Raw genomic sequence first — 21,329 nt, 5'->3', positions numbered from 1 at the left:
GCCGCTTCGCAAAGCCTGTGTTAGGCAACCCCGACTTCCGGAGACCGGCCTTGTCGGCGTTTCGGGGGTGAGCATGGATATTCCCAACAGATCAAGGGTTTGGGTCTCCAATCGCGCGGATCGCGCGGCGGAGGTTGCGGACCCGAGAGAGGCGCGGGTGGCGGAGACGATCGTGTCAGGCATGGCGGGGCGCTATGCGACCGCACTGTTCGAATTGGCGAACGAGGCGGGAACCCTCGACGCCGTGAAGGCAGACCTCGGCACGTTGTCGGGCCTGATCGCGGAGAATGCCGACCTCGGCCGTCTCGTGCGCAGCCCGGTCTTCGGCGCCGAGGAGCAATCCCGCGCCATTGCCGCCGTGATGGCGAGCATCGGCATCACCGGCATCACCGCGAATTTCGTCAAGCTCGTGGCCAGCAATCGCCGCCTGTTCGCGCTGCCGACCATGATTTCCGCTTTCAACGCTCTGGTCGCCGCCCATCGCGGCGAGGTGACGGCGCAGGTGACTGCCGCCGAGCCGCTGAGCGACACCCATATCGCCGCGCTGAAAGAAGCGCTGGCTCAAAAGACCGGCAAGGACGTGAGCCTCGACGTAACCGTCGATCCGTCCATCATCGGTGGTCTGATCGTGAAGCTCGGCTCGCGCATGGTCGATGCTTCTTTGAAGACCAAACTCAATTCTATCCGGCATGCGATGAAAGAGGTCCGCTGATGGACATTCGAGCCGCTGAAATCTCTGCCATCCTGAAAGAGCAGATCCAGAATTTCGGCCAGGAGGCGGAAGTCTCGGAGGTCGGTCAGGTTCTCTCCGTGGGCGACGGCATTGCGCGCGCTTATGGTCTCGACAACGTCCAAGCGGGCGAGATGGTCGAGTTCGAGAACGGCACCCGCGGCATGGCGCTGAACCTCGAAATCGACAATGTCGGTATCGTGATCTTCGGCTCCGACCGCGAGATCAAGGAAGGCCAGACCGTCAAGCGCACCGGCGCCATCGTGGACGTGCCGGTCGGCAAGGGTCTGCTGGGCCGCGTCGTGGACGCGCTGGGCAATCCGATCGACGGCAAGGGCCCGATCGAATACACCGAGCGCCGCCGCGTGGACGTGAAGGCGCCGGGCATCATCCCCCGCAAGTCGGTGCATGAGCCCATGCAGACCGGCCTGAAGGCCATCGACGCGCTGATCCCGGTCGGCCGTGGCCAGCGCGAGCTGATCATCGGCGATCGCCAGACCGGCAAGACCGCCGTCGCGCTCGACACCATTCTCAACCAGAAGCCCATCAACATGGGTACGGACGAGAAGGCCAAGCTCTATTGCGTCTATGTGGCGGTGGGCCAGAAGCGCTCCACGGTCGCGCAGTTCGTGAAGGTGCTGGAAGAGCAGGGCGCGCTGGAATATTCCATCATCGTCGCCGCCACCGCTTCCGACCCGGCCCCCATGCAGTTCCTGGCGCCGTTCTCCGGCACCGCCATGGGCGAGTTCTTCCGCGACAACGGCATGCACGCCCTGATCGTCCATGACGATCTGTCCAAGCAGGCGGTCGCCTATCGCCAGATGTCGCTGCTGCTGCGCCGCCCGCCGGGCCGCGAAGCCTATCCCGGCGACGTGTTCTATCTCCACTCGCGCCTGCTGGAGCGCGCGGCCAAGCTGAACGACGCCAACGGCGCCGGCTCGCTGACCGCCCTCCCGGTGATCGAGACCCAGGCCAACGACGTGTCGGCCTATATCCCGACCAACGTGATCTCCATCACCGACGGCCAGATCTTCCTGGAATCCGACCTGTTCTACCAGGGCATCCGCCCGGCGGTGAACGTCGGCCTCTCGGTGTCGCGCGTCGGCTCCTCCGCCCAGATCAAGGCGATGAAGCAGGTGGCGGGCAAGATCAAGGGCGAGCTCGCCCAGTACCGCGAACTGGCGGCCTTCGCCCAGTTCGGCTCCGACCTCGACGCCTCCACCCAGAAGCTGCTGAACCGCGGCGCGCGCCTGACGGAACTGCTGAAGCAGGGCCAGTTCTCGCCGCTGAAGGTCGAGGAGCAGGTGGTCGTGATCTTCGCCGGCACCAACGGCTATCTCGACCCGCTGCCCGTCTCCAAGGTCCGCGAGTTCGAGGCCGGCCTGCTGCTGGCGCTGCGCTCGCAGCACCAGGACATTCTCGACACCATTCGCACCTCCAAGGAAATGTCCAAGGAGACCCAGGAGAAGCTCACGAAGGCCATCGACGCCTTTTCCAAGAGCTTTTCCTGAGCCTTTCCTCGAGATTGATGGACGGGCGCAATGGCGAGCCTGAAAGAACTTAGAAACCGGATCGCCTCGGTCAAGGCGACGCAGAAGATCACCAAGGCGATGCAGATGGTCGCCGCGGCGAAGCTGCGTCGCGCCCAGACCATGGCGGAGGCCGCGCGCCCGTTCGCCGAGCGCATGGATGCCGTGCTCGGCAATCTGGCGTCCGGCGTCACGGTCAGCGCCGATACGCCCCTTCTTCTCGCGGGCACGGGCAAGGATGAGAAGCACCTGCTGCTCGTCTGCACCTCCGAGCGCGGCCTGTGCGGTGCCTTCAACACCCAGATCGTGCGCTTCGCGCGCGAGCGGGCCTATGCCCTGATGGCCCAGGGGAAGGACGTGAAGTTCTTCTGCGTCGGCCGCAAGGGCTACGACCAGCTGCGCCGCACCTTCCCGAACCAGATCGTCGAACTGGTCGACCTTCGGTCGGTGCGCACGCTCGGCTTCGTGAATGCCCAGGACATCGCGGAAAAGATCATCGCCCGTTTCAACAAGGGCGAGTTCGACGTCTGCACCCTGTTCTTCTCGCACTTCAAGTCGGTGATCTCGCAGATCCCGACCGCGCAGCAGATCATCCCCGCCACCTTCGAGGAGAAGGGCGGCGAGGCGAGCACCTATGATTACGAGCCGGACGAAGGCGAGATCCTCGCCGACCTGCTGCCGCGCAATCTCGCGGTCCAGGTGTTCCGCGCCCTGCTGGAAAATCAGGCGTCCTTCTATGGCTCGCAGATGAGCGCCATGGACAACGCCACCCGCAACGCGGGCGAGATGATCAAGAAGCAGACCCTCATCTACAACCGCACGCGCCAGGCCATGATCACGAAGGAACTCATCGAGATCATCTCCGGCGCAGAAGCGCTCTGACGGCAGCGCGGTCGAGACACAAGGACGACGAACTATGGCCAACCCCACCGGACGCATCTCTCAGGTCATCGGCGCCGTCGTCGACGTGCAGTTCGACGGCCACCTGCCGGCAATCCTCAACGCCCTGGAGACCACGAACCAGGGCAACCGCCTGGTGCTGGAAGTGGCCCAGCATCTCGGCGAGAACACCGTGCGCACCATCGCCATGGACTCCACCGAGGGCCTGGTCCGCGGCCAGCCGGTGACCGATACCGGCGCGCCGATCCAGGTGCCGGTGGGCGAAGCCACCCTCGGCCGCATCATGAACGTCATCGGCGAGCCGGTGGACGAGCTGGGCCCGATCGTCGGCGAGATGGTCCGCGCCATCCACCAGGAAGCCCCGACCTATGCCGAGCAGTCCACCGAGGCCGAGATCCTCGTGACCGGCATCAAGGTGGTCGATCTGCTGGCGCCCTATTCCAAGGGCGGCAAGATCGGCCTGTTCGGCGGCGCGGGCGTCGGCAAGACCGTGCTCATCATGGAGCTGATCAACAATATCGCGAAGGCGCACGGCGGCTATTCCGTGTTCGCCGGCGTGGGCGAGCGCACCCGCGAGGGCAACGATCTTTATTACGAAATGATCGAGTCCAAGGTGAACGTGGACCCGCACGAGCATGACGGCTCGGCCGCCGGCTCCAAGTGCGCCCTGGTCTACGGCCAGATGAACGAGCCCCCGGGCGCCCGCGCCCGCGTCGCGCTGACCGGCCTCACCGTCGCCGAGCATTTCCGCGACCAGGGCCAGGATGTGCTGTTCTTCGTGGACAACATCTTCCGCTTCACCCAGGCCGGCTCGGAAGTGTCGGCGCTGCTCGGCCGCATTCCGTCGGCGGTGGGCTATCAGCCGACCCTGGCGACCGACATGGGCGCGCTGCAGGAGCGCATCACCACCACCACCAAGGGGTCGATCACCTCGGTGCAGGCCATTTACGTGCCCGCCGACGATCTGACCGACCCGGCGCCCGCCGCCTCGTTCGCCCATCTGGACGCGACCACCGTTCTGTCGCGCTCGATCGCGGAAAAGGGCATCTATCCGGCGGTGGACCCGCTGGACTCCACCTCGCGCATCCTCTCCCCGCTGGTGATCGGCGACGAGCATTACAACGTGGCCCGTCAGGTTCAGCAGACCCTGCAGCGCTACAAGTCGCTCCAGGACATCATCGCCATTCTCGGCATGGACGAGCTGAGCGAAGAGGACAAGCTGGTGGTGTCGCGCGCCCGCAAGATCGAGCGCTTCCTCTCCCAGCCGTTCCACGTGGCCGAAGTGTTCACCGGCTCGCCCGGCAAGCTGGTCGACCTCGCCGACACCATCAAGGGCTTCAAGGGCCTGGTGGAAGGCAAGTACGACCACCTGCCGGAAGGCGCCTTCTACATGGTGGGCACCATTGAGGAAGCCATCGAGAAGGGTAAGAAGATGGCGGCCGCCGCCGCCTGATTTTAACCGCCGGAGCCTGCGGGCCTGTAGGTTGACAGAGGCCGATCCCAAATCCGCAACCTGCGGGCACGGGGTCGGCATCGCATGCATCAAGGGCCCGCGCGGTCGGAGACATACAGATGGCCACCTTCCCCTTTGAGCTTGTCTCGCCCGAGAAGCTGCTCTTTTCCGGCCAGGTGCAGGAAGTGGGCGTGCCCGGCAGCGAAGGCGATTTCGGCGTCATGGCCGGCCACGCGCCGTTCATCGCCACCCTGCGCCCGGGCATCCTGACCATTCACGCCGACGGCGGCGCGAAGCGCCTGTTCGTGCGCGGCGGTTTCGCCGAGGTGAACCCCACCGGCCTCACCGTGCTCGCCGAGCGCGCGGTGCCGGTTGAGGAGATCAAGCCGGAAATGCTGCGCCAGCTGATCAAGGATGCGCAGGAAGACATCGCCGACGCCCGCACCGACGAAGCGCGCCAGCGCGCCGAGGCGCAGGTGACCGACCTGAAGCAGGTGCTGGATATCCTGGTGCCCGGCGAAGCGCCGCTGCCGCACTGAGGCGCGCCGTTCGCGATCGGCCCACCCATTCATCCAAATAAGAAAAGGCCGGGCAAGCGCCCGGCCTTTTCTTTTTCGTCAGCCTATGCGGCTGTGATCTGGTGATCCGCGACACCATGCTTCCGGCGGTGCCGGGGCGGCTCAGGCGCGCGTTGCGCGGCCGTCCCGCGAGACGGCTCCATACCCTCGCGAGGTCCGCGCGCGAATCGCGATCAGGGCGCCGCGAAACGGCGGAAATCGTGGATGACCCGCTCATAGACGGGGCGCTTGAAGGGCACCACCAGCTCGGCCGCGCGCTCCAGGCTTTCCCAGCGCCAATGGACGAACTCGGGCTTGTGCTGGCCGCCGCCGGGCTTGAGAATGTTAATCTCTCCCTCCACGCCGGTGAAGCGCAAAGCGAACCAGCGCTGCGTCTGGCCGCGATATCGCCCCTTCCAGGCCTGGCCGGCGATGCGGCCGGGCAGGTCATAATTCAGCCAGTCTTCGACCTCTCCCAGAAGGGTGACAGAGCGGATCGAGGTCTCTTCGTATAATTCCCGCAGGGCCGCCGCGAACGGCTCTTCGCCCGCGTCGATCCCGCCCTGGGGCATCTGCCAGGAATGCTCCATGTCCACATGTTCCGGGCCGCCGGACCGCTGGCCCATGAACACCTGGCCCGCCGCATTGAACACGGCGAGGCCCACGCATCGGCGATAGGGCAGGTCTTCCTGGCGTTTCATGGTGCACCTCGTATGGCCGCGTTCTGGGGCATGTTTGCGCCCTGCTTAGCAAATCCGCGCCCTGCGTGCGCGGGGCGCGGCGGCCGGGCCGCGTGGAAAAACCGCGCAGGGCGAGCCCGCAGCAGGCTCACCCCCGCAGCAAGGCCACCCCGCAGCAAAGCGAAGGCTCACCCGCATGCCCCGTTCGCCCGAGCCCCGATGTCTGCCGCGGCGGGAAGGTTCAGTGGGCGCGCATGCCGCGCGGCAGGGCGCTCGCGGCCCAGGCCCGCAGCGAAACCCAGGTGCGGCGGTCGAGCAGGAAGCGATCCACCGGAACCGAAGCGGCCAGTGCCTTCACCCGGCACAGGCCGGCGCCGCACCATTGGAAGGCGCACTTCTCCAGCACCCGCCGCGAGGCCGGATTGACCACCCGCGCGGCTCCGGCGATCTGCACGATCGCGGTTTCGGAAAAGGCATAGTCGATCACGGCGCGGGCCGCCTCGGTGGCGATGCCGCGGCCCCAGAAGGGTTCGCCGATCCAATAGCCGAGCTCGGGCGCGGGTTCGCCGGGCCGGCGCGCGAAGCCGCACATGCCGACCAGCACAAGCGCGCCTTCCTGCTTCAGGAGCACGGCGAAGGTCGCGGCGTCCTCGCCCTGCGGTGCATTGGCGATGAAGCTTAAGGCGTCGGCGGCGCGATAGGGATGGGGCAGGTTCGCGGTCATTTCCGCGATGCGGCGGCTGTTGGCCAGGGCCGCGATGGCGTCCACGTCCTCGATCTTGGGCGCGCGCAGCACCAGCCGCGCGGTCTCGAGGACGGGAATACAGCTTTCCTGTAAGGCGACTCCGGGTGGCGTCTCGATGATGGTCATGGCGGGCTCCAGGCCAAGGCAAAAGAAAACCGGGGAGACGTGCCCGTCTCCCCGGCTTATCGGAGCCCCAGCTTCCTGGTTCAGGCTCCCTCCGGTTCGACGAGACCGGCGGGATCCTGCATTTTCAGGTCTCGCCGGTTATTCAGCCGCCTCAAGGGCGGGGGTAGCGACAACGGATACAAACGTGCGGTCGTTGGCTTTGGTGCGGAACTCGACTCGGCCTTCAATAAGCGCGAACAAGGTATGGTCCTTGCCCATGCCGACGTTGAGGCCGGGATGCCATTTGGTGCCGCGTTGACGCACGATAATGTTGCCGGGAATCACTTCCTGGCCGCCGAAGCGCTTCACGCCAAGGCGACGGCCGTCGGAATCGCGGCCGTTGCGGGACGAACCGCCTGCTTTCTTATGAGCCATTTGCGCTCTCCGTTCTCAGATCAAGCTTCGGCCGAGGCCTGTTCGGCCGGCGCAGCTTGGGTTGCGGGGACGACGGCCTTGCCGTCGGTGCCGAGAATCTCGGTGACGCGCACGACGGTGAGGTCGGCGCGGAAGCCGCGCTTGCGGCGCGAGTTCTGCCGGCGACGCTTCTTGAACGCAATCACCTTGTCGCCGCGGGTCTGCTCGACCACTTCCACGGTAACGGAGGCGCCGTCCACGAGCGGGGCACCGATCACGGTGGTCTCGCCTGCCAGCATGAGCACGGGGAGCGACAGGATCTGGCCGGCTTCGGCGTCGATGATCTTGTCGACCGTGATGACATCGTGTGGGGCGACGCGGTACTGCTTGCCGCCCGTCTTGATGACCGCGAACATCTTTGTCTCGCTTTCGTGTTCCACCCGCCTCGAAGGGAGGGCTTCTTTCGGTCGATTGGGAATATGGGCGCAAAGGCCCACGCGAAGCGGCTCGTGTACCCTTTGCCGGGTCGGTTTGTCAATGTGCCAGCCTGCGCAAAAACGCGGAGCTGCGCCGGTTTGCGTCCGGCGGCGTGGTGTCTTAACCCTGCGTCTGGAACACCTCCAGGCGGGCTTCGCACGCAGGCCCGCCGCGCCCAGATGCCAGGTTCGATTCGCAAGGGTCCCATCATGCACGACAAGCAGGCCGACATTCCGGACGGCGTGCCCGCCATCCGCACCATCGCGATGCCGGCGGATACCAATCCGAGCGGCGATATTTTCGGCGGCTGGCTGATGTCGCAGATGGATCTGGCGGCCGGCAACATCGCCGCCCGCCGCGCCCGTGGCCGCTGCGCGACGGTGGCGGTGGAGGCCATCACCTTTCTCGGCCCGGTGTTCGTGGGCGACGAGGTGAGCCTGTTCGCCAACATCCTGTCGGTGGGCCGCACATCCATGCGCATCGAGGTGGAGGCCTGGCGCCGCGCACGCGAGGGCGAGGACACGCGCAAAGTGACGGAAGCGGTGTTCACCTTCGTCGCCATCGACGCCAACGGCAAGCCGCGGCCGGTGGGCGACGCAGCCTGAGGCACGCGCGGCACCGATGCGGTCGCCCGGCGCGCGGCATCTGCGTGGCGCCGGATGACGTGGAAAGCCTGCGCGGGGCGTCTTGTGCTTGTTTCCTGGCTCGGCTAGAAGCGCAGAACCACAAACGGGCGCGACGCGCCCGTGCCCCGGATGGAGAGGTGGCAGAGTGGTCGAATGCACCGCACTCGAAATGCGGCATACGGGCAACCGTATCGGGGGTTCAAATCCCTCCCTCTCCGCCAGTCACCGCGATAAGTCATTGAAAATAACGATTTATATCTCAGGCGGTACCTGTCCCACATTGCGCCCCATATTCCGAACGTGCTGCTCTCGCGTGCGCGAGGCGATCATCTCGAGTCGATGAACACGTTCTGCGCCTCTGTCAAATAGTGCGGCCAGAACGGCGCCTGTCGTGCAGCTGATTCCGAAGGCCGCTGAGGCCAAGGCGACGACGACAGGGCCGAGCTCGACATGGAGGTGCGCTTCGAGCGCCGCGCGCGTGCTCGACATCAAGTCGTCTCCCACTGTCAAGACGCCGTTCCAGCTCATCGCGATCCTGGAGGTCTCCTGCGTGTCGTTCCTCGAGCTGGAAGCCATAGCCGCGGTGTCGTTCCAGGATGCCGGCGATCGCTCCGCGCCGATGGATCGATCCAGGATGCGCTGCGCTTCCGCGTCTTCGGAGACCGGAGACTCAGCTGTTCAGTGTTCGGGCGACGTCGACCAGCATCTCAGTCCTGCGCGCCCAGCGGGATACGTCCGACGCGCGGTTCACGAAGGCCTTGTTCGATGGAAAATCACGCGGAACGGGGCGCCTGACTTTCGATGCGCATGAAAAATTGTGTGCGCGGAATAAAGATTCGTTGAAATGAGCCAAAATTAGCTGGGTTGGCGGAACTAAATATTTCTACCACCATGCCAATCGTCTTGGCGGATACGCCGATCTTCGAACAGATATTGCGTGGCAATTGCTCGATGCGGATATCGTAAGTCATGCGCTGGACATTCAAGTTCAGCTCGCGCCGCAGATTGATTCCTTCGAGGGCGCCCGTTTTGTCCTTGCGGGCTTGGTCATAGACGCGGGCGTCGACGATGAACTGGCTGTAAACTAAAAACTCGTGCCCGATGTCGACGATGCGATCAATCTGCACCAATTCGTCCTCGACCCACTGCAGGTGCAGGCTCCAAGAACCACGGTTGCTGTGTCGGTGTACGCGATCGACCTGGGGAAACACCGGAAAGAAGTTTTCGCGCCGTTCGTCACTGAACAGAAAGTGCCAGACCGTATCGACCGGGCGCGGCTCGCGATTGACAAAGCTCCCCGCGCGCCCTTGCCGGCGATCCACCACCCCATCCTGCACCAGTTCGCGATACGCCTTTTGCACCGTGCCGAGGCTGAGCCCGGTCGCCAGCGCGAGGTCCTTTTCTGCCGGTAGCCGATCGCCAAGACTCCAGAAACCTTCGCGAATCCCGGCGAGCACGGCGTCGCGGAGCTGAAGATATTTCGGCGCGTGCCCGGGATGCTTGGGCGCGAAACGGCGCCAGAAAGCGCTTCCCGCTTCCGACGCCGGAGCCTTGGCGACGGTATCTGCCGTGTCGGGGTCCGAGCGTACGGCTCGAGGCTTCATCATGGGAGATCCGAACGCAATAAGGGGAGATGTGTTACTGACATTCCAACTGTGGAGCAAGACGGTACGGCGCTGTGTGCGCCGCACGTCCCAGCCCTTCAGTCGCCGGGCAGATCATGCACATTGCTGAAAAATACCTCCTTCCATGAGCTCGGAAGATTTTTCAGTAGACCTGTCTTGTGCATATATTCGGCGAATACCATAACTTTATGGGGGGTCGGAGAGAAACTCATCATGTCAGGATTGTTGAGGATCGCCACCACCTCGGACACGCTGAGCTTCGAAGTGTCGTATTTCTTGAAGGCTTTCGCGGCCGCCACCTTGTCGGCGGCGATCAGCGTCATCGCTTCCTTTAGCGCAGTGAAAGTGGCGTCGTAGAGTTTGGGATTATCGCTTCGCCATTTTTCATTAGCATAGGCCGTGATGAGGGTATTCGGCCCTTTGGTGACCTCATAGGAACTTAAGATCGTGTGCACATTTGGATTTGCGAGTTCCATCTGAATGAACGGCACCGTGGTGACGTGCGTTGTCGCGCCCGCGCCCCCCGAAAGCAGCGCGGCTACGCCATCGGGATGGGACATGGTGATGGCGAGCGTATCGAATTTGTTGCGCTGATCGAAACCGTAAGCTTGGGCGGTTGCCATCTCAAGGATCAACGCATGCTGGGTGCCTTTGCCCGATGCCATCGCGATCCGGTCGGTGGGCTTGAAGTCCTTGATGGATTTGATTTTAGGGTCGATCGTATTGAAATAGATAGGTGAATCGCAAATCGCCATCATGCCTTTTACCGGCGCGAACTTCACCGTCTTGTCCCATAGGTTCAGCATCACCGAGGTGCCGGCCATGGCAATATCCGCATTGCCGGAAATCAGCGCATCGGTGATGGCCGGGCCGCTCGTCAATTGGGTGTAGATGACCTTGACGTCGGGCATCCCGAGGGCCGCCGCATGTTTTTCGATCAGCCGATTTTCCGCGGCGACGATCATGGGCAGGTAGCACAGACCGAGGCCGCTGACGACGCGCACCTCCGCGGCGTCAGCCGGCCGGGTCAGCGGCGGTGCAAGACTGGCGGCCAGAAGGACGGCCAAGGCGGCCGTCCGAACAAGTGGTTTCATGTTAATCCCCTGTTGCCTGGAAGGTTCCGCGCCGTTTCGGCGTCTCGTTTATTGGTTTAGAGCAAGCGGTCGTTCTGCGGTCCCTTCAGCGGAATCTCCATCAGATCCTCGCCGAAGAAAATATTGCCGCCATAGACCCGCGAGATATCGGCGACCACGCGCTCCCGCAGGCCGGGCCGGTCGAACTGCTCGGTAATGTGGGTGAGCACGAGGTTCTTCACTTTGGCCGCGTGCGCCAGCTCCGCCAGTTCCATGTGCCCCATGCAACTGTGCGAGAAATCGGGGCTGTAATTGGTGCCAGAGAGATAGTGGCACATGTGCACGAGCACGTCGCAGTCTTTGGCGAGCACGTGCATGCTTTCCGCAGGGCCGCTGTCCCCAGAATAGACGAAGACGCCTTCGGGAGTCGTCAGCCGGAATCCGAGGGTGACAAGGAAGGGCTGGAAATGGTTCACCTGGGTCGTTTCCAGTGTCCAGCCATTGCCCTCGATGACGTCGCCTGGCGATAGGACGGTGACCTCGGGAGCGGGCCGCGGGCGGGGCAGCGTGCCGCCGCGCGCTTGGAACAGATCTAGGCTCGAACCATGGGAAGTGCGCGCCACCAGATCGGCATTGTAGACACCATCGACGCCGAACAATCGCTCGGTGATCTCGGCGATGGGCGCGGGCCCGAACACTTTCAGCTCCGGGATGCGGTCGGCGCCCTGATCCCAGCGGGTCAGCAGCAGGCGGCCATAGTCCCCGCAATGATCATAATGCAGATGGCTGAAGAAGAGGTGGGTCACCTTGGTGGCTGGGATGCCAAGCTCCAGCAGGCGATGATGGGCGCCGAAGCCGTGGTCCATGACAATCACGTCGTTGCCGGTCTCGATCAAATATCCGGAGGACATGCGGCGCAGAGAGGGCGTGGGCGTGCCCGTGCCGAGAAGGCGAATACGCATGGGACTGCTCTTTTCCTTGGGTTTTGGTGCGGGGTGAGATCAGCCGGCCCGGCTCATGCCCCAGCGGCGAATGGTGCGGGCCTCGATGGTGCGGAAGATCAAGCCTTCGACCAGAAGTCCGATGATGATGACGCAGGTTAATCCCGCGAACACCTGATCGGTCTCCAGCTGGTTTCGCTTCTCGAACAGGAACCAGCCGAGGCCTCCGGAGCGCGACGACACGCCGAACACCAGTTCCGCCGCGATCAGGGTGCGCCAGGCGAAGGCCCAGCCGATCTTCAAGCCGGAGAGGATGGAGGGGAATGCGGCGGGGATCAGGATCAAAGCCACGTAGCGCACGCCGCGCAGACCATAGTTCTGACCGGCCAGACGCTGGGTTTCCGAAACGCCCAGAAAGCCCGTCAGCGTGTTCAGGGCCACCGCCCAGAGCACCGAGTGCACGATGACGAAGACCAGGCTGGGCACGCCGAGTCCGAACCACAGCAACGCCAGCGGCAGAAGGGCGATCGCAGGCAGCGGGTTGAACATGGCGGTGAGAGTCGCCAGCAAATCAGCCCCGAGCCGCGAGGAGACGGCAAAGGTGGTCAACATGGCCGCAAGAGCGATGCCGACCGCATAGCCGGTCATCAGCACCTGAAGCGTTGCGCCAATCCTCTGCAGCAGGACCCCGTGCGCGAGGCCGTCCCACAATGCCCGCAGCGTGTCCGTGAGGGTGGGAAACATCAAGGGATTGGAGAGCCAGACGGCATAGATCTGCCAGGCGACCATCAGCGTGACGACGATCGCTCCGCGGCGCACGCCTTCCATGTTTGCAAGGTGTTCCCAGAGCGAAAGCGGACGCTCGATCGCGCCGTCGTCCCGCGCGCGCGGCGCCGTGCGCTCGAATTCGGGGCGGATCGGAGGCGAGAGCCGGGCGGTCGGCGCGGTGGACATTTCAGCCATGGGGACCCTCGGCGAAAAGCATGGTGTTGATCTTCTGGGCGAGGGTCATGAAATCGCCGCCGCCGAGATGGGTGTGATCGAATTGGTGGGAGTTCAACTCCGCCTTGACTTCGCCGGGATGCGGCGTGAGCACGAGGATCCGCGAGCCGACCACGATCGCCTCCTCGATGGAGTGGGTGACGAACAGCACGGTGAAGCGGATGTCGTCCCACAATTGCAGGAGTTCATCCTGCATCTGGCGGCGCGTCAGGGCATCGAGGGCGGCGAAGGGTTCATCCATGAGAAGGATGGCGGGCTCCATGGCCATGGCGCGGGCAATGGCCACGCGCTGCTTCATGCCGCCGGAGAGCATGTGCGGATAAGCATCCGCGAATTTGCTGAGCTTGACTTTCTCGATGCTGGCCAAGGCGCGTTCGCGGGCGACGGCGCGGGGGAAACGGCGGCTCACCAGGATCGGGAACATCACGTTTTCCACGACGGTCTTCCACGGCATCAATTGGTCGAAGTCCTGGAACACCATCATGCGGTCGGGGCCGGCGCCGGTGATCATCTGGCCGTTCAGCCGCATGAAACCCGCGACCGGCTTCAGGAACCCGGCGACGCCTTTCAATAGGCTGGATTTTCCGCAGCCGGACGGTCCGAGCAGCACGAAGCGGTCGGCCGGATAGATTTCAAAGCTGACATCGCGGGTCGCTGTCACGAGCAGATCGCGTGTCTTGTACTGAAGCGTGACCCCCGACACCTCCAATAACGGTTTGGGCTTTGGGGATGCATACACTTGCTCTTCGGGATGCTTTGCAACCGCGTTCATCTGCCCCTCAATTGTTCCGGCTCTGGCTGCGCCTTCACGGCGCCAGAAGCGGCGGCCGCGCGGCTGTTTTCATTGGTTTTTAGTATGTAGCGCAAATATGAATGCTACATAGTTTAAATGTCAAGCGGCATCGCCGCCACGCCCTGGAAATCCGCCGCGAGAGTTTTCGGGGGGCGCTTTCATCGACCTGTCGCACGCCCACGGCGTCGCGCTTGTCCCTGTCGATACGGTGGCGTGGCCTCGGCTGATGGATCTGACCGCCGACTATGCCTATTGCCGCCTGCATGGATCGCGCGAACCGTATCGTTCGCGCTACGAACTGGCGGCGTTCGATCTCTGGGCAAAGCGCGCGAAGACCTGGGTCACAGAGCACGCGATGACCGATGGCGCCTTCATTGGCGCGCCCAACGCGCTCAACCAATACACCAGCGTGGGCGCGGTGAGCCCGACCTATGACGCCAACGGCAACCCGACCTTCGACGGCACTTTCACCTTTGGCTATGATGCCGAGAACCGTCTGGTCTCGGCGAGCGGGGCCGGCACCAGTGCCAACTATGCCTACGATGCATTGGGCCGGCGCAAAGCGAAGACGGTCAACGGCGCAACGACGGTTTTCGTTCAGGATCCGCAGAGCCGCGCGCTGCTGGATTACGCCGGTGCGAGCGGCACGGTTCTGAACTGGTACGCCTTCGGATCGGGACCGAACGACGTGCTGGCCCGAATGAACGCCGCAGGGACCGCGCTCACCACCTTCATCCCCGACATCCTGGGCTCGGTGGTGGGGCGGCTCGGCGCCGGCGACGGCATACTGACGAAGGCGGGCTTCCAGACCTTCGGCGAGAGCACGTCCACCGCCGGCACATTTCTCTACACCGGCGCGCGCATCGATGCCGAAATCGGCGGGCTCTATGATTTCCGGGCGCGGATGTATTCGCCCAGACTGGGGCGGTTCATGCAGCCGGATCCCGTCGGAATGGAGGACCTCACTGCATGAGAAAGGCCTCAGTTCGGACCAGATCGAGGTGATGACGACGAAATTGCCCGAACAATTACGCGGCATCGGCCCGGCGGCTGCGCCTTCGCGCCCGCCTTCGTTCGCCTGAGCCCGGGTCAGCCGCGCGGATACGGCCTTCTGCGCCAAGATGTGCCGGCGCTGTCGTGCGTCGGCGCATGGAGTGGGAAAGGCCCCCGCCCGAGGCCCGTCTCAGCTTGAGGGAGCCTCAATGGCGCTGCGGCTTCAGGCCTTGAACGACTTCGCCAGTGCTTCCGATCCCCGGGCGAGAATGCCCGCGTCGGAGCCGACGGCGGTGAACACGCATCCGGCCTTGATGTAGCGCCGCGCCAGGGCCTGGTCGCTGGTGAGAATGCCGGCCCTGTTTCCCGCCGCGCCGATGCGCCTCACGAGATCCTCGATCAGGGTGACCACGGCCTCGTTGTTCTGGTCGCCCAGATAGCCGGTGGCGGCGGAAAGATCGCCGGGTCCCACGAACAGCCCGTCCACGCCCGGCACGGCGGCGATGGCTTCCAGATTGCGCATGCCCTCCTCCGATTCGATCTGGACCAGGACGCAGATTTCCTCATGGGCGCGCGCGTAATAATCCTTCACACGGCCGAACCGAGAGGCGCGCGAGGCGGCCGCAAATCCGCGCACCCCGTGCGGGGGATAGCGGGTGAAGGCAACCGCCGCCGCCGCCTGTTCGGCGGTGTCGATCATGGGAATGAGAAAGGTCTGAACGCCCGCGTCGAGATAGCGCTTGATCAGGGTCTGGTCACTCACCGGCGGGCGCACGATGGGATGGGCGGAATTCTCCATGCAGGCCTGGAGCTGGGAGAACACCATGGGCAGTTCGTTCGGCGAGTGCTCGGTGTCCAGCAAAAGCCAGTCGAACCCTGATCCGGCGATGATCTCGACCGTGATGTGGCTCGCAAGGCTGCTCCACAGGCCGATCTGTTGCTGGCCGGCATAGATGCCGCGCTTGAACGTGTTGATTGGCAGTTCCACGGTTTTGTCCTCAGCTCAGAAGATGTCGGGCTCGCCGGCGGGAGTGCCGAACGAGGTTTCCAGGAAATCGAAGTCGCAACCCGCATGGGCCTGGCCGATGTGGCGGGAGAACATCCAGCCATAGCCGCGCTCGAAGCGCGGTGGCGGGGGCACGAAGCCGGCGCGTCGCCGCGCCAGTTCGTCCGGGGAAACCAGCATGTCGATGGTGCGCGCCTCCACGTCGATCTGGACCTGGTCGCCCGTGCGCAGCAGAGCGAGCGGGCCGCCGACGAAGCTCTCGGGCGAGACATGCAGGATGCACGCGCCGTAGCTGGTGCCGCTCATGCGCGCATCCGAGATCCGGATCATGTCGCGCACGCCTTGCCGCACCAGTTTCTTCGGGATCGGCAGCATGCCCCATTCCGGCATTCCTGGGCCGCCTTGCGGGCCGGCGTTGCGCAGCACGAGGACATGGTCCGCCGTGACGTCGAGGGTCTCGTCGTCGATCGCCGCCTTCATGGCGGGGTAATCGTCGAACACCAGGGCGGGGCCGGTATGCTTCAGCAGATGCGGCGCGCAGGCGCTTGGCTTGATGACGCAGCCCTCCGGCGCAAGATTGCCCCGCAGCACAGCGAGCGCGCCTTCCCGATAGATGGGATTGTCCAGCGTGCGGATGACATCGTCGTTGTAGACCTCCGCGTCCGCGATGTTTTCGCCGACGCTCATGCCCGTCACCGTGAGCGCATCGAGATGCAGCAGGTCGCCGAGCCGCTTCATGAGCGCGCGCAGGCCGCCGGCGAGATAGAAATCCTCCATCAGATAGGTGCTGCCGCTCGGCCGCACATTGGCGATGACCGCGACGCGGCGGCTGGCGCGGTCGAAATCCTCAAGGCCGATGTCGCATCCCGCCCGGCGCGCCTGGGCGATGAGGTGGATGATGGCGTTGGTGGAACAGCCCATGGCCATGGCCACGGTGATGGCATTCTCGAACGCCGCCCGCGTCTGGATGCGTGCGGGCAGGAGATCCTCCCACACCATGTCGACGATGCGCCGCCCGGTCTGCGTGCTCATGCGCATGTGGTTGGCGTCCGCCGCAGGAATGGAAGAGGCGCCGGGCAAGGTCATGCCGATGGCCTCCGCGATGGCGGTCATGGTGCTGGCGGTGCCCATGGTCATGCAATGGCCGTAGCTGCGGGCGATGCCGCCTTCGATCTCCTGCCATTGGGCAGCGTCGATAGTCCCCGCGCGCCGCTCGTCCCAGAACTTCCAGGCGTCCGAACCGGACCCGAGCACCTTGCCCTTCCAATTGCCCGGCAGCATCGGGCCGGCGGGAAGATAGATGGCCGGAACCCCCGCGCTGGTGGCGCCCATCAGCAGGGCCGGCGTGCTCTTGTCACAGCCGCCCAGCAGCACGACGCCGTCCACGGGATGGGAGCGGATCACCTCCTCCGTCTCCATCGCCAGCATGTTGCGATAGAGCATGGATGTGGGCTTGAGGAAGGTTTCGGACACCGAATGGACCGGCAGCTCCAGGGGAAAGCCGCCGGCCTGCAGCACCCCGCGCTTTACGTCTTCGATCCGGTGCTTGAAATGGGCGTGGCAGGGGTTGAAGTCCGACCAGGTGTTGAGCAGCGCGATCACCGGTTTTCCGACCCAGTCCTGCGGGTCGTATCCCATCTGCATGGCGCGGGACCGATGGCCGAAGCCGCGTAGATCGTCCGGCGCCAGCCAGCGCGCGCTGCGGAGCGTTTCAGCTGTTTTCAGATGCGGCTTCATGGGGCCAGCCTTGCTTGAAAGGGCGGGGGTGTGCCGCTCAAGGGTGGAACGCGGTGTGGCGGCCGCCCCGCGCCTTGAGGGGAGCGGGACGCTTGGGCGGCAATGCGGCCGCAAAGGGGCTGCCGGAACGGCCTGCGCTTGGCGTCTTCATGGGTTCCCCCTCGACGAGGCCTAGGGGCCCCGTCTCGATTGGATGCCGGTGCAGCTCATCCCCGCTCCCGCGCCTTTGCGCGCAGCGCCGAAATCGTGGTCCCCGGAGAGATCGCCTCGGTATCGAGCTTCACATGGATGAGCGCGGCGTTCTTCGATGCGAAGGCGGCCTCCATGACCGGGATCGCGTCCCGGTCGTCGGCGATGGTGAAGCCATCGGCGCCGAACGCGCAGGCGTAAGCGGCGAAATCGGGATTTCTCAGGTCGGTGCCGAAGACGCGGCCGGGGAATTCGCGTTCCTGGTGCATGCGGATGGTGCCATAGGACCCGTTGTCGATCACGAACACCTTCGGCGCGAGGCCGTATTGGATCGCGGTCGCCAATTCCTGCCCGGTCATGAGGAAATCGCCGTCGCCGGCAAAGCACAAAGCGGTGCGGCCGGGGTTGAGCCGCGCCGCCGCGATCGCGGCCGGAAAGCCGTATCCCATGGTGCCGGAAATCGGCGCGAGCTGGGTGCCGAAGGCCGGATGCCGGTAGAAGCGGTGCAGCCAGATGGAGAAATTTCCCGCCCCGCTGCACATCACCGTGTCGGCGGGCAGGTTCTGCCGCAGCCAGTGCATGATCGTGCTCATCTGCACCGGCCCGGGCACCTGGGGCAGCGGTTCCGACCAGGCGAGATAATCCGCGTGCGCCGCTTCCCGCCATGCCCGCCGGCGGGTGTCGGCCGGAGGCTCCAGATCGTCCAGCGCCGCCGCGAAGGCCGCCGGGGTGGCGTTGATCGCAAGGGTGGGCTGGAACACGCGGCCCAGTTCCTCGACGCCGGCATGCACATGCACGAAAGGGACGCCGGGATTGGGAATCGGGATCAGGCTGTAGCCTTGGGTCGGCATTTCGGAGAGGCGGGCGCCGAAGGCCAGAACCAGATCGGCATCCTTGACGCGCTGCACGAGCTTGGGATTGGCGCCCGGCCCGAGGTCCCCGGCATAGGCCGCATGATCGTTCGGAAACAGCATCTGGCGGCGGAAGCTGGCGGCGACGGGACTATCGAAGCGCTCCGCGAACCGGACAAGCGAGGACACGGCCTTTTCGTTCCAGCGCGAGCCTCCGACGATCACGAACGGTCGCTCGGCCGCTGCGATGAGCGCGCCCAGCCGCGCCATCTCGTTTCGCCCCGGCGCGATCTCCAGGGGCTCGAAGGCGGGCACGTCCTCGACCATCACCTGTTCGTCGAGCATGTCGTCGGGCAGCGTCAGCACCACCGGGCCCGGGCGCCCCTGCGTCGCTACGCGCACGGCCCGGGCGACGAATTCGGGGATGCGGGCGGCATCGTCGATTTCGATCACCAGCTTCGCCATGGTGCCGAACACGGCGCGCGGGTCGATTTCCTGGAACGCCTCGCGGTGGCGGAAGCCGCGCGAGATCTGTCCCGAGATCAGGATCATCGGCGTTGAATCCTGTTGCGCCACATGCACGCCCGCGCTGGCATTGGTCATGCCCGGACCGCGCGTGACGAAGCACAGGCCGGGCAGGCCCGTGAGCTTGCCCGCTGCCTCGGCCATGAAGGCCGCCCCGCTTTCCTGGCGGCACACGACGAAGTCGATGCGCGAATCCGCCAGAGCGTCGAGTACCGGCAGATAGCTTTCCCCCGGCACGCCAAAGGCGTGGCGCAGCCCGTGACCTTCGAGCGCATCAACGAGGATTTGAGATGCCGCACGCGCGCGGCTGGAAGGCTTGTGCATGATGTGCCTCTGCACTCCGATGAAACCGCCTCTTGGCGGGATGCGTTAGTAAAGATGCCGGCCAGAATCCGTTTGCATGAGTTCTCCCGTCATCGTGGTTGCGTCCGCGACAAGAAAGATGACCTGACGCGCCACATCGGAAGGCCAGACGCCCCGTTTCAACGGGAAGCTCGTCTCCGCTTCATGCAATTTGCTTCTGTACATGTCTTCCGACATGAGTTTTTTGGTCCAATTGCCGAACAGTCCGCCCGGGCAGATGGCATTGACGCGTACCTGTGGAGCCAGCACGCGGGCCAGGGAAAGCGTCAAGGTGTTCAACGCGCCCTTGGACGCGGCATAGGCGATCGAGCTTCCGTTGCCGGTGATGCCGGCCACCGAGGAGATGTTGACGATCGCCGCGTCGCCCGTGGCCCGCAGGTGCGGGGCGGCGGCGCGGGCCATCTGGAACGGGCCGATGAGGTTTACGTCATAGAGGCGGTGGAACTCTGCGGCGTCGAGATCCTCCAGCGCGCCGAGCGCGATCGGGCGGGTCACCGCGGCATTGTTGATGAGAATGTCGAGGTGCCCCCAGCGCGCGTGCGCGGCTTCCGCCAGTCTGCGGCAATCGGCGTCGCGCGCGACATCCGCCTCAAACGCGAAGGCGTCGACGCCGTGGGCGGCGCAGGCCGCGACCACCGCATCCGCCCCGGCGCGATTGCGGGCATAATTCACGGCCACATTGCAGCCGCGCGCCGCAAGCGCCTTGGCGGTTTCGCCCCCGACCCCATCCGGCGAGCTGGCGCCGGTCACGATGGCTGTCTTGCCCTGAAGGTTCATCTCTCACCTGCCAACAAATCGAGCGGGACGCTTCTCGAAAAAGGCGGCGATGCCTTCGAGATAATCCTGGGTGCCTTCGAGCGGGCGCCGCAGCGTGTCGTTCAGCGCGTTGGCCTGCTCGAACGGAAGGTCGGTGCCGAAATTCATCATCTGCTTGATGGCGGCGAGTCCGAGCGGGCTGGATTTCTTGATTGCGGCGGCGATCTCGTGCGCTTTGGCGAGCAGCCGGTCGGGCGGCACCACATGCTCGACGATGCCGAGGGAGAGAGCTTCGTCCGCCTTCACGCGCCGGGCGGTGAAGAAGATTTCCTTGGCGCGCCCCCGGCCGATGAGGCGCGGCAGCACCACGGCCGCGCCGGCGCCGGGATAGGCGCCGAGGGTCATCTCGGGAAAGGAGAAGACGGCATCGTCCGCCGCGATGCGCAGATCGCAATAGAGGGCCAGTTCGAACCCGCCGCCGAGGCAATAGCCATGGACCGCGGCGATCACGGGCTGCGGCATCCGCCAGATGGCCTCGTTCACCTCCCAGCCGCGCGTGCGCTGCTCCCATTTCTCGTCGGCGTTCAGGGCGCGCCGCTCCTTGAGGTCCGCCCCGGCGCAGAAGGCGCGCGCCCCGGCCCCTGTAATGATGACGACCCGCACGTCATGCCGCTGCGCGAGCGCGTCGATCGCCGCGCGCAGTTCGCGCGACAAGTCGCTGGAAAGCGCGTTCATGGCTTCCGGCCGGTTGAGGGTGAGCACGACGACGCCGTCCGTCTCGTCCTGAAGCAGAATGCTCATGGCCGGCTTCCGATCATCCGACATAGGTGCGAATATTGGTGGCGACTGCGACCAGCTCGCCGCGCTGATTCGTGCAGGTCACGTCGGCGAACACGCGCTTCTTCTCCATGTCGTAGCGCGCGACCTTGTATTCGGTGCGGATGGTATCGCCGAAGAACACGGGATTGATGAAACGCACCCGGTCATAGCCGAGGGAAACGGTGCGCCCCAGATAGAGGTTGGCGGAGCTCGCCGACATGAAGCCGAGCAGCAGGGTGCCGTGGGCAACGCGGTGGCCATATTTGCCCCCGCTCATATATTCCTCGTCGATATGGTTCGGCGAGAAGTCGCCGGAGATGCCGGCATAGAGATAAACGTCCGATTCCGAGACGGTCTTGGTGAAAACGGAGGAAGTGCCGAGCGGCACCTCCTTGAACGCGGTATCCTCCATGGTCCACCCTTGTGCTGGGAGCCCCGCA

At 64.7% G+C, this 21,329-nt stretch carries 22 protein-coding genes and 1 tRNA gene; 8 read left to right on the top strand and 15 right to left on the bottom strand.

Annotated features, from left to right (window positions below; all coding sequences use genetic code 11):
• Positions 1 to 181 precede the first annotated feature (181 nt).
• From V5F78_RS19180 to V5F78_RS19160, 5 genes are all read left to right on the top strand, one after another.
• Positions 182 to 712, top strand: coding sequence for a F0F1 ATP synthase subunit delta (locus tag V5F78_RS19180; protein WP_394070451.1), 531 nt, complete (start codon positions 182 to 184; stop codon positions 710 to 712).
• A complete protein-coding gene (gene atpA, locus V5F78_RS19175; protein ID WP_394070200.1) occupies positions 712 to 2,241 on the top strand; it encodes a F0F1 ATP synthase subunit alpha in 1,530 nt (509 codons plus the stop codon). The genes V5F78_RS19180 and atpA overlap by 1 nt, the downstream gene beginning before the upstream one ends.
• A 30-nt stretch (positions 2,242 to 2,271) precedes the next feature.
• Positions 2,272 to 3,141, top strand: coding sequence for a F0F1 ATP synthase subunit gamma (locus tag V5F78_RS19170; RefSeq protein WP_394070198.1), 870 nt, complete (start codon positions 2,272 to 2,274; stop codon positions 3,139 to 3,141).
• Between the two features lie 34 nt (positions 3,142 to 3,175).
• On the top strand, positions 3,176 to 4,612 hold the full coding sequence (gene atpD, locus V5F78_RS19165; protein ID WP_394070196.1) for a F0F1 ATP synthase subunit beta: 1,437 nt from the start codon (positions 3,176 to 3,178) through the stop codon (positions 4,610 to 4,612).
• Positions 4,613 to 4,731: 119 nt separating this feature from the next.
• On the top strand, positions 4,732 to 5,151 hold the full coding sequence (locus V5F78_RS19160) for a F0F1 ATP synthase subunit epsilon (RefSeq protein WP_394070194.1): 420 nt from the start codon (positions 4,732 to 4,734) through the stop codon (positions 5,149 to 5,151).
• A gap of 212 nt (positions 5,152 to 5,363) precedes the next feature.
• On the opposite strand, the gene V5F78_RS19155 is transcribed toward V5F78_RS19160, so the two are convergent.
• From V5F78_RS19155 to rplU, 4 genes are all read right to left on the bottom strand, one after another.
• Positions 5,364 to 5,870, bottom strand: coding sequence for an RNA pyrophosphohydrolase (locus tag V5F78_RS19155; RefSeq protein ID WP_394070192.1), 507 nt, complete (start codon positions 5,868 to 5,870; stop codon positions 5,364 to 5,366).
• A 220-nt stretch (positions 5,871 to 6,090) separates the two neighbouring features.
• The gene (locus tag V5F78_RS19150; RefSeq protein ID WP_394070191.1) at positions 6,091 to 6,720 is read right to left on the bottom strand and encodes a GNAT family N-acetyltransferase; all 630 of its coding nucleotides are present in this window, start codon (positions 6,718 to 6,720) and stop codon (positions 6,091 to 6,093) included.
• 138 nt (positions 6,721 to 6,858) lie between these two features.
• The gene (gene rpmA, locus V5F78_RS19145; RefSeq protein WP_394044032.1) at positions 6,859 to 7,134 is read right to left on the bottom strand and encodes a 50S ribosomal protein L27; all 276 of its coding nucleotides are present in this window, start codon (positions 7,132 to 7,134) and stop codon (positions 6,859 to 6,861) included.
• Between the two features lie 20 nt (positions 7,135 to 7,154).
• Positions 7,155 to 7,529 carry a 50S ribosomal protein L21 gene (rplU, locus tag V5F78_RS19140; RefSeq protein WP_394070189.1) on the bottom strand — a complete coding sequence of 125 codons (375 nt, stop codon included), beginning with the start codon at positions 7,527 to 7,529 and terminating at the stop codon, positions 7,155 to 7,157.
• A gap of 270 nt (positions 7,530 to 7,799) precedes the next feature.
• On the opposite strand from rplU, the gene V5F78_RS19135 reads away from it, so the two are divergent.
• Positions 7,800 to 8,195 carry an acyl-CoA thioesterase gene (locus V5F78_RS19135; protein ID WP_394070187.1) on the top strand — a complete coding sequence of 132 codons (396 nt, stop codon included), beginning with the start codon at positions 7,800 to 7,802 and terminating at the stop codon, positions 8,193 to 8,195.
• 152 nt (positions 8,196 to 8,347) lie between these two features.
• Positions 8,348 to 8,437 (top strand) — tRNA-Ser (locus V5F78_RS19130).
• A gap of 552 nt (positions 8,438 to 8,989) precedes the next feature.
• Here V5F78_RS19130 and V5F78_RS19125 read toward each other — a convergent pair.
• From V5F78_RS19125 to V5F78_RS19105, 5 genes are all read right to left on the bottom strand, one after another.
• Positions 8,990 to 9,823 carry a GntR family transcriptional regulator gene (locus V5F78_RS19125; RefSeq protein ID WP_394070186.1) on the bottom strand — a complete coding sequence of 278 codons (834 nt, stop codon included), beginning with the start codon at positions 9,821 to 9,823 and terminating at the stop codon, positions 8,990 to 8,992.
• 95 nt (positions 9,824 to 9,918) lie between these two features.
• A complete protein-coding gene (locus tag V5F78_RS19120; RefSeq protein ID WP_394070184.1) occupies positions 9,919 to 10,935 on the bottom strand; it encodes an ABC transporter substrate-binding protein in 1,017 nt (338 codons plus the stop codon).
• A 56-nt stretch (positions 10,936 to 10,991) separates the two neighbouring features.
• Complete coding sequence (locus V5F78_RS19115) at positions 10,992 to 11,876, bottom strand: MBL fold metallo-hydrolase (RefSeq protein WP_394070183.1); 885 nt, start codon at positions 11,874 to 11,876, stop codon at positions 10,992 to 10,994.
• 39 nt (positions 11,877 to 11,915) lie between these two features.
• Positions 11,916 to 12,818, bottom strand: a complete 903-nt coding sequence (locus V5F78_RS19110; RefSeq protein ID WP_394070182.1) for an ABC transporter permease — start codon at positions 12,816 to 12,818, stop codon at positions 11,916 to 11,918.
• On the bottom strand, positions 12,811 to 13,629 hold the full coding sequence (locus V5F78_RS19105; protein WP_394070181.1) for an ABC transporter ATP-binding protein: 819 nt from the start codon (positions 13,627 to 13,629) through the stop codon (positions 12,811 to 12,813). Before V5F78_RS19105 ends, V5F78_RS19110 begins: the two co-directional genes overlap by 8 nt.
• Before the next feature lie 229 nt (positions 13,630 to 13,858).
• On the opposite strand from V5F78_RS19105, the gene V5F78_RS19100 reads away from it, so the two are divergent.
• Positions 13,859 to 14,623, top strand: a complete 765-nt coding sequence (locus V5F78_RS19100; RefSeq protein ID WP_394070180.1) for an RHS repeat protein — start codon at positions 13,859 to 13,861, stop codon at positions 14,621 to 14,623.
• 243 nt (positions 14,624 to 14,866) lie between these two features.
• Here V5F78_RS19100 and V5F78_RS19095 read toward each other — a convergent pair whose 3' ends face one another.
• From V5F78_RS19095 to V5F78_RS19070, 6 genes are all read right to left on the bottom strand, one after another.
• Positions 14,867 to 15,631, bottom strand: a complete 765-nt coding sequence (locus V5F78_RS19095) for an HpcH/HpaI aldolase family protein (protein ID WP_394070178.1) — start codon at positions 15,629 to 15,631, stop codon at positions 14,867 to 14,869.
• Positions 15,632 to 15,646: 15 nt separating this feature from the next.
• Positions 15,647 to 17,386: an L-arabinonate dehydratase gene (gene araD, locus V5F78_RS19090; RefSeq protein ID WP_394070176.1), complete on the bottom strand. Its 1,740-nt coding sequence runs from the start codon at positions 17,384 to 17,386 to the stop codon at positions 15,647 to 15,649.
• Positions 17,387 to 17,592: 206 nt separating this feature from the next.
• Complete coding sequence (locus V5F78_RS19085; RefSeq protein WP_394070174.1) at positions 17,593 to 19,275, bottom strand: thiamine pyrophosphate-binding protein; 1,683 nt, start codon at positions 19,273 to 19,275, stop codon at positions 17,593 to 17,595.
• A gap of 45 nt (positions 19,276 to 19,320) precedes the next feature.
• A complete protein-coding gene (locus V5F78_RS19080; protein ID WP_394070173.1) occupies positions 19,321 to 20,091 on the bottom strand; it encodes an SDR family NAD(P)-dependent oxidoreductase in 771 nt (256 codons plus the stop codon).
• A 3-nt stretch (positions 20,092 to 20,094) separates the two neighbouring features.
• Positions 20,095 to 20,871, bottom strand: a complete 777-nt coding sequence (locus V5F78_RS19075) for an enoyl-CoA hydratase/isomerase family protein (RefSeq protein WP_394070172.1) — start codon at positions 20,869 to 20,871, stop codon at positions 20,095 to 20,097.
• 13 nt (positions 20,872 to 20,884) lie between these two features.
• Positions 20,885 to 21,301, bottom strand: a complete 417-nt coding sequence (locus V5F78_RS19070; RefSeq protein ID WP_394070170.1) for a MaoC family dehydratase — start codon at positions 21,299 to 21,301, stop codon at positions 20,885 to 20,887.
• Positions 21,302 to 21,329 lie beyond the last annotated feature (28 nt).

Source organism: Roseixanthobacter glucoisosaccharinicivorans (assembly GCF_043195095.2).
Lineage (GTDB): Bacteria > Pseudomonadota > Alphaproteobacteria > Rhizobiales > Xanthobacteraceae > NCEH01.
Note: the sequence above shows the minus strand (reverse complement) of the source record. Positions and strands in the feature narration are given on the sequence as shown.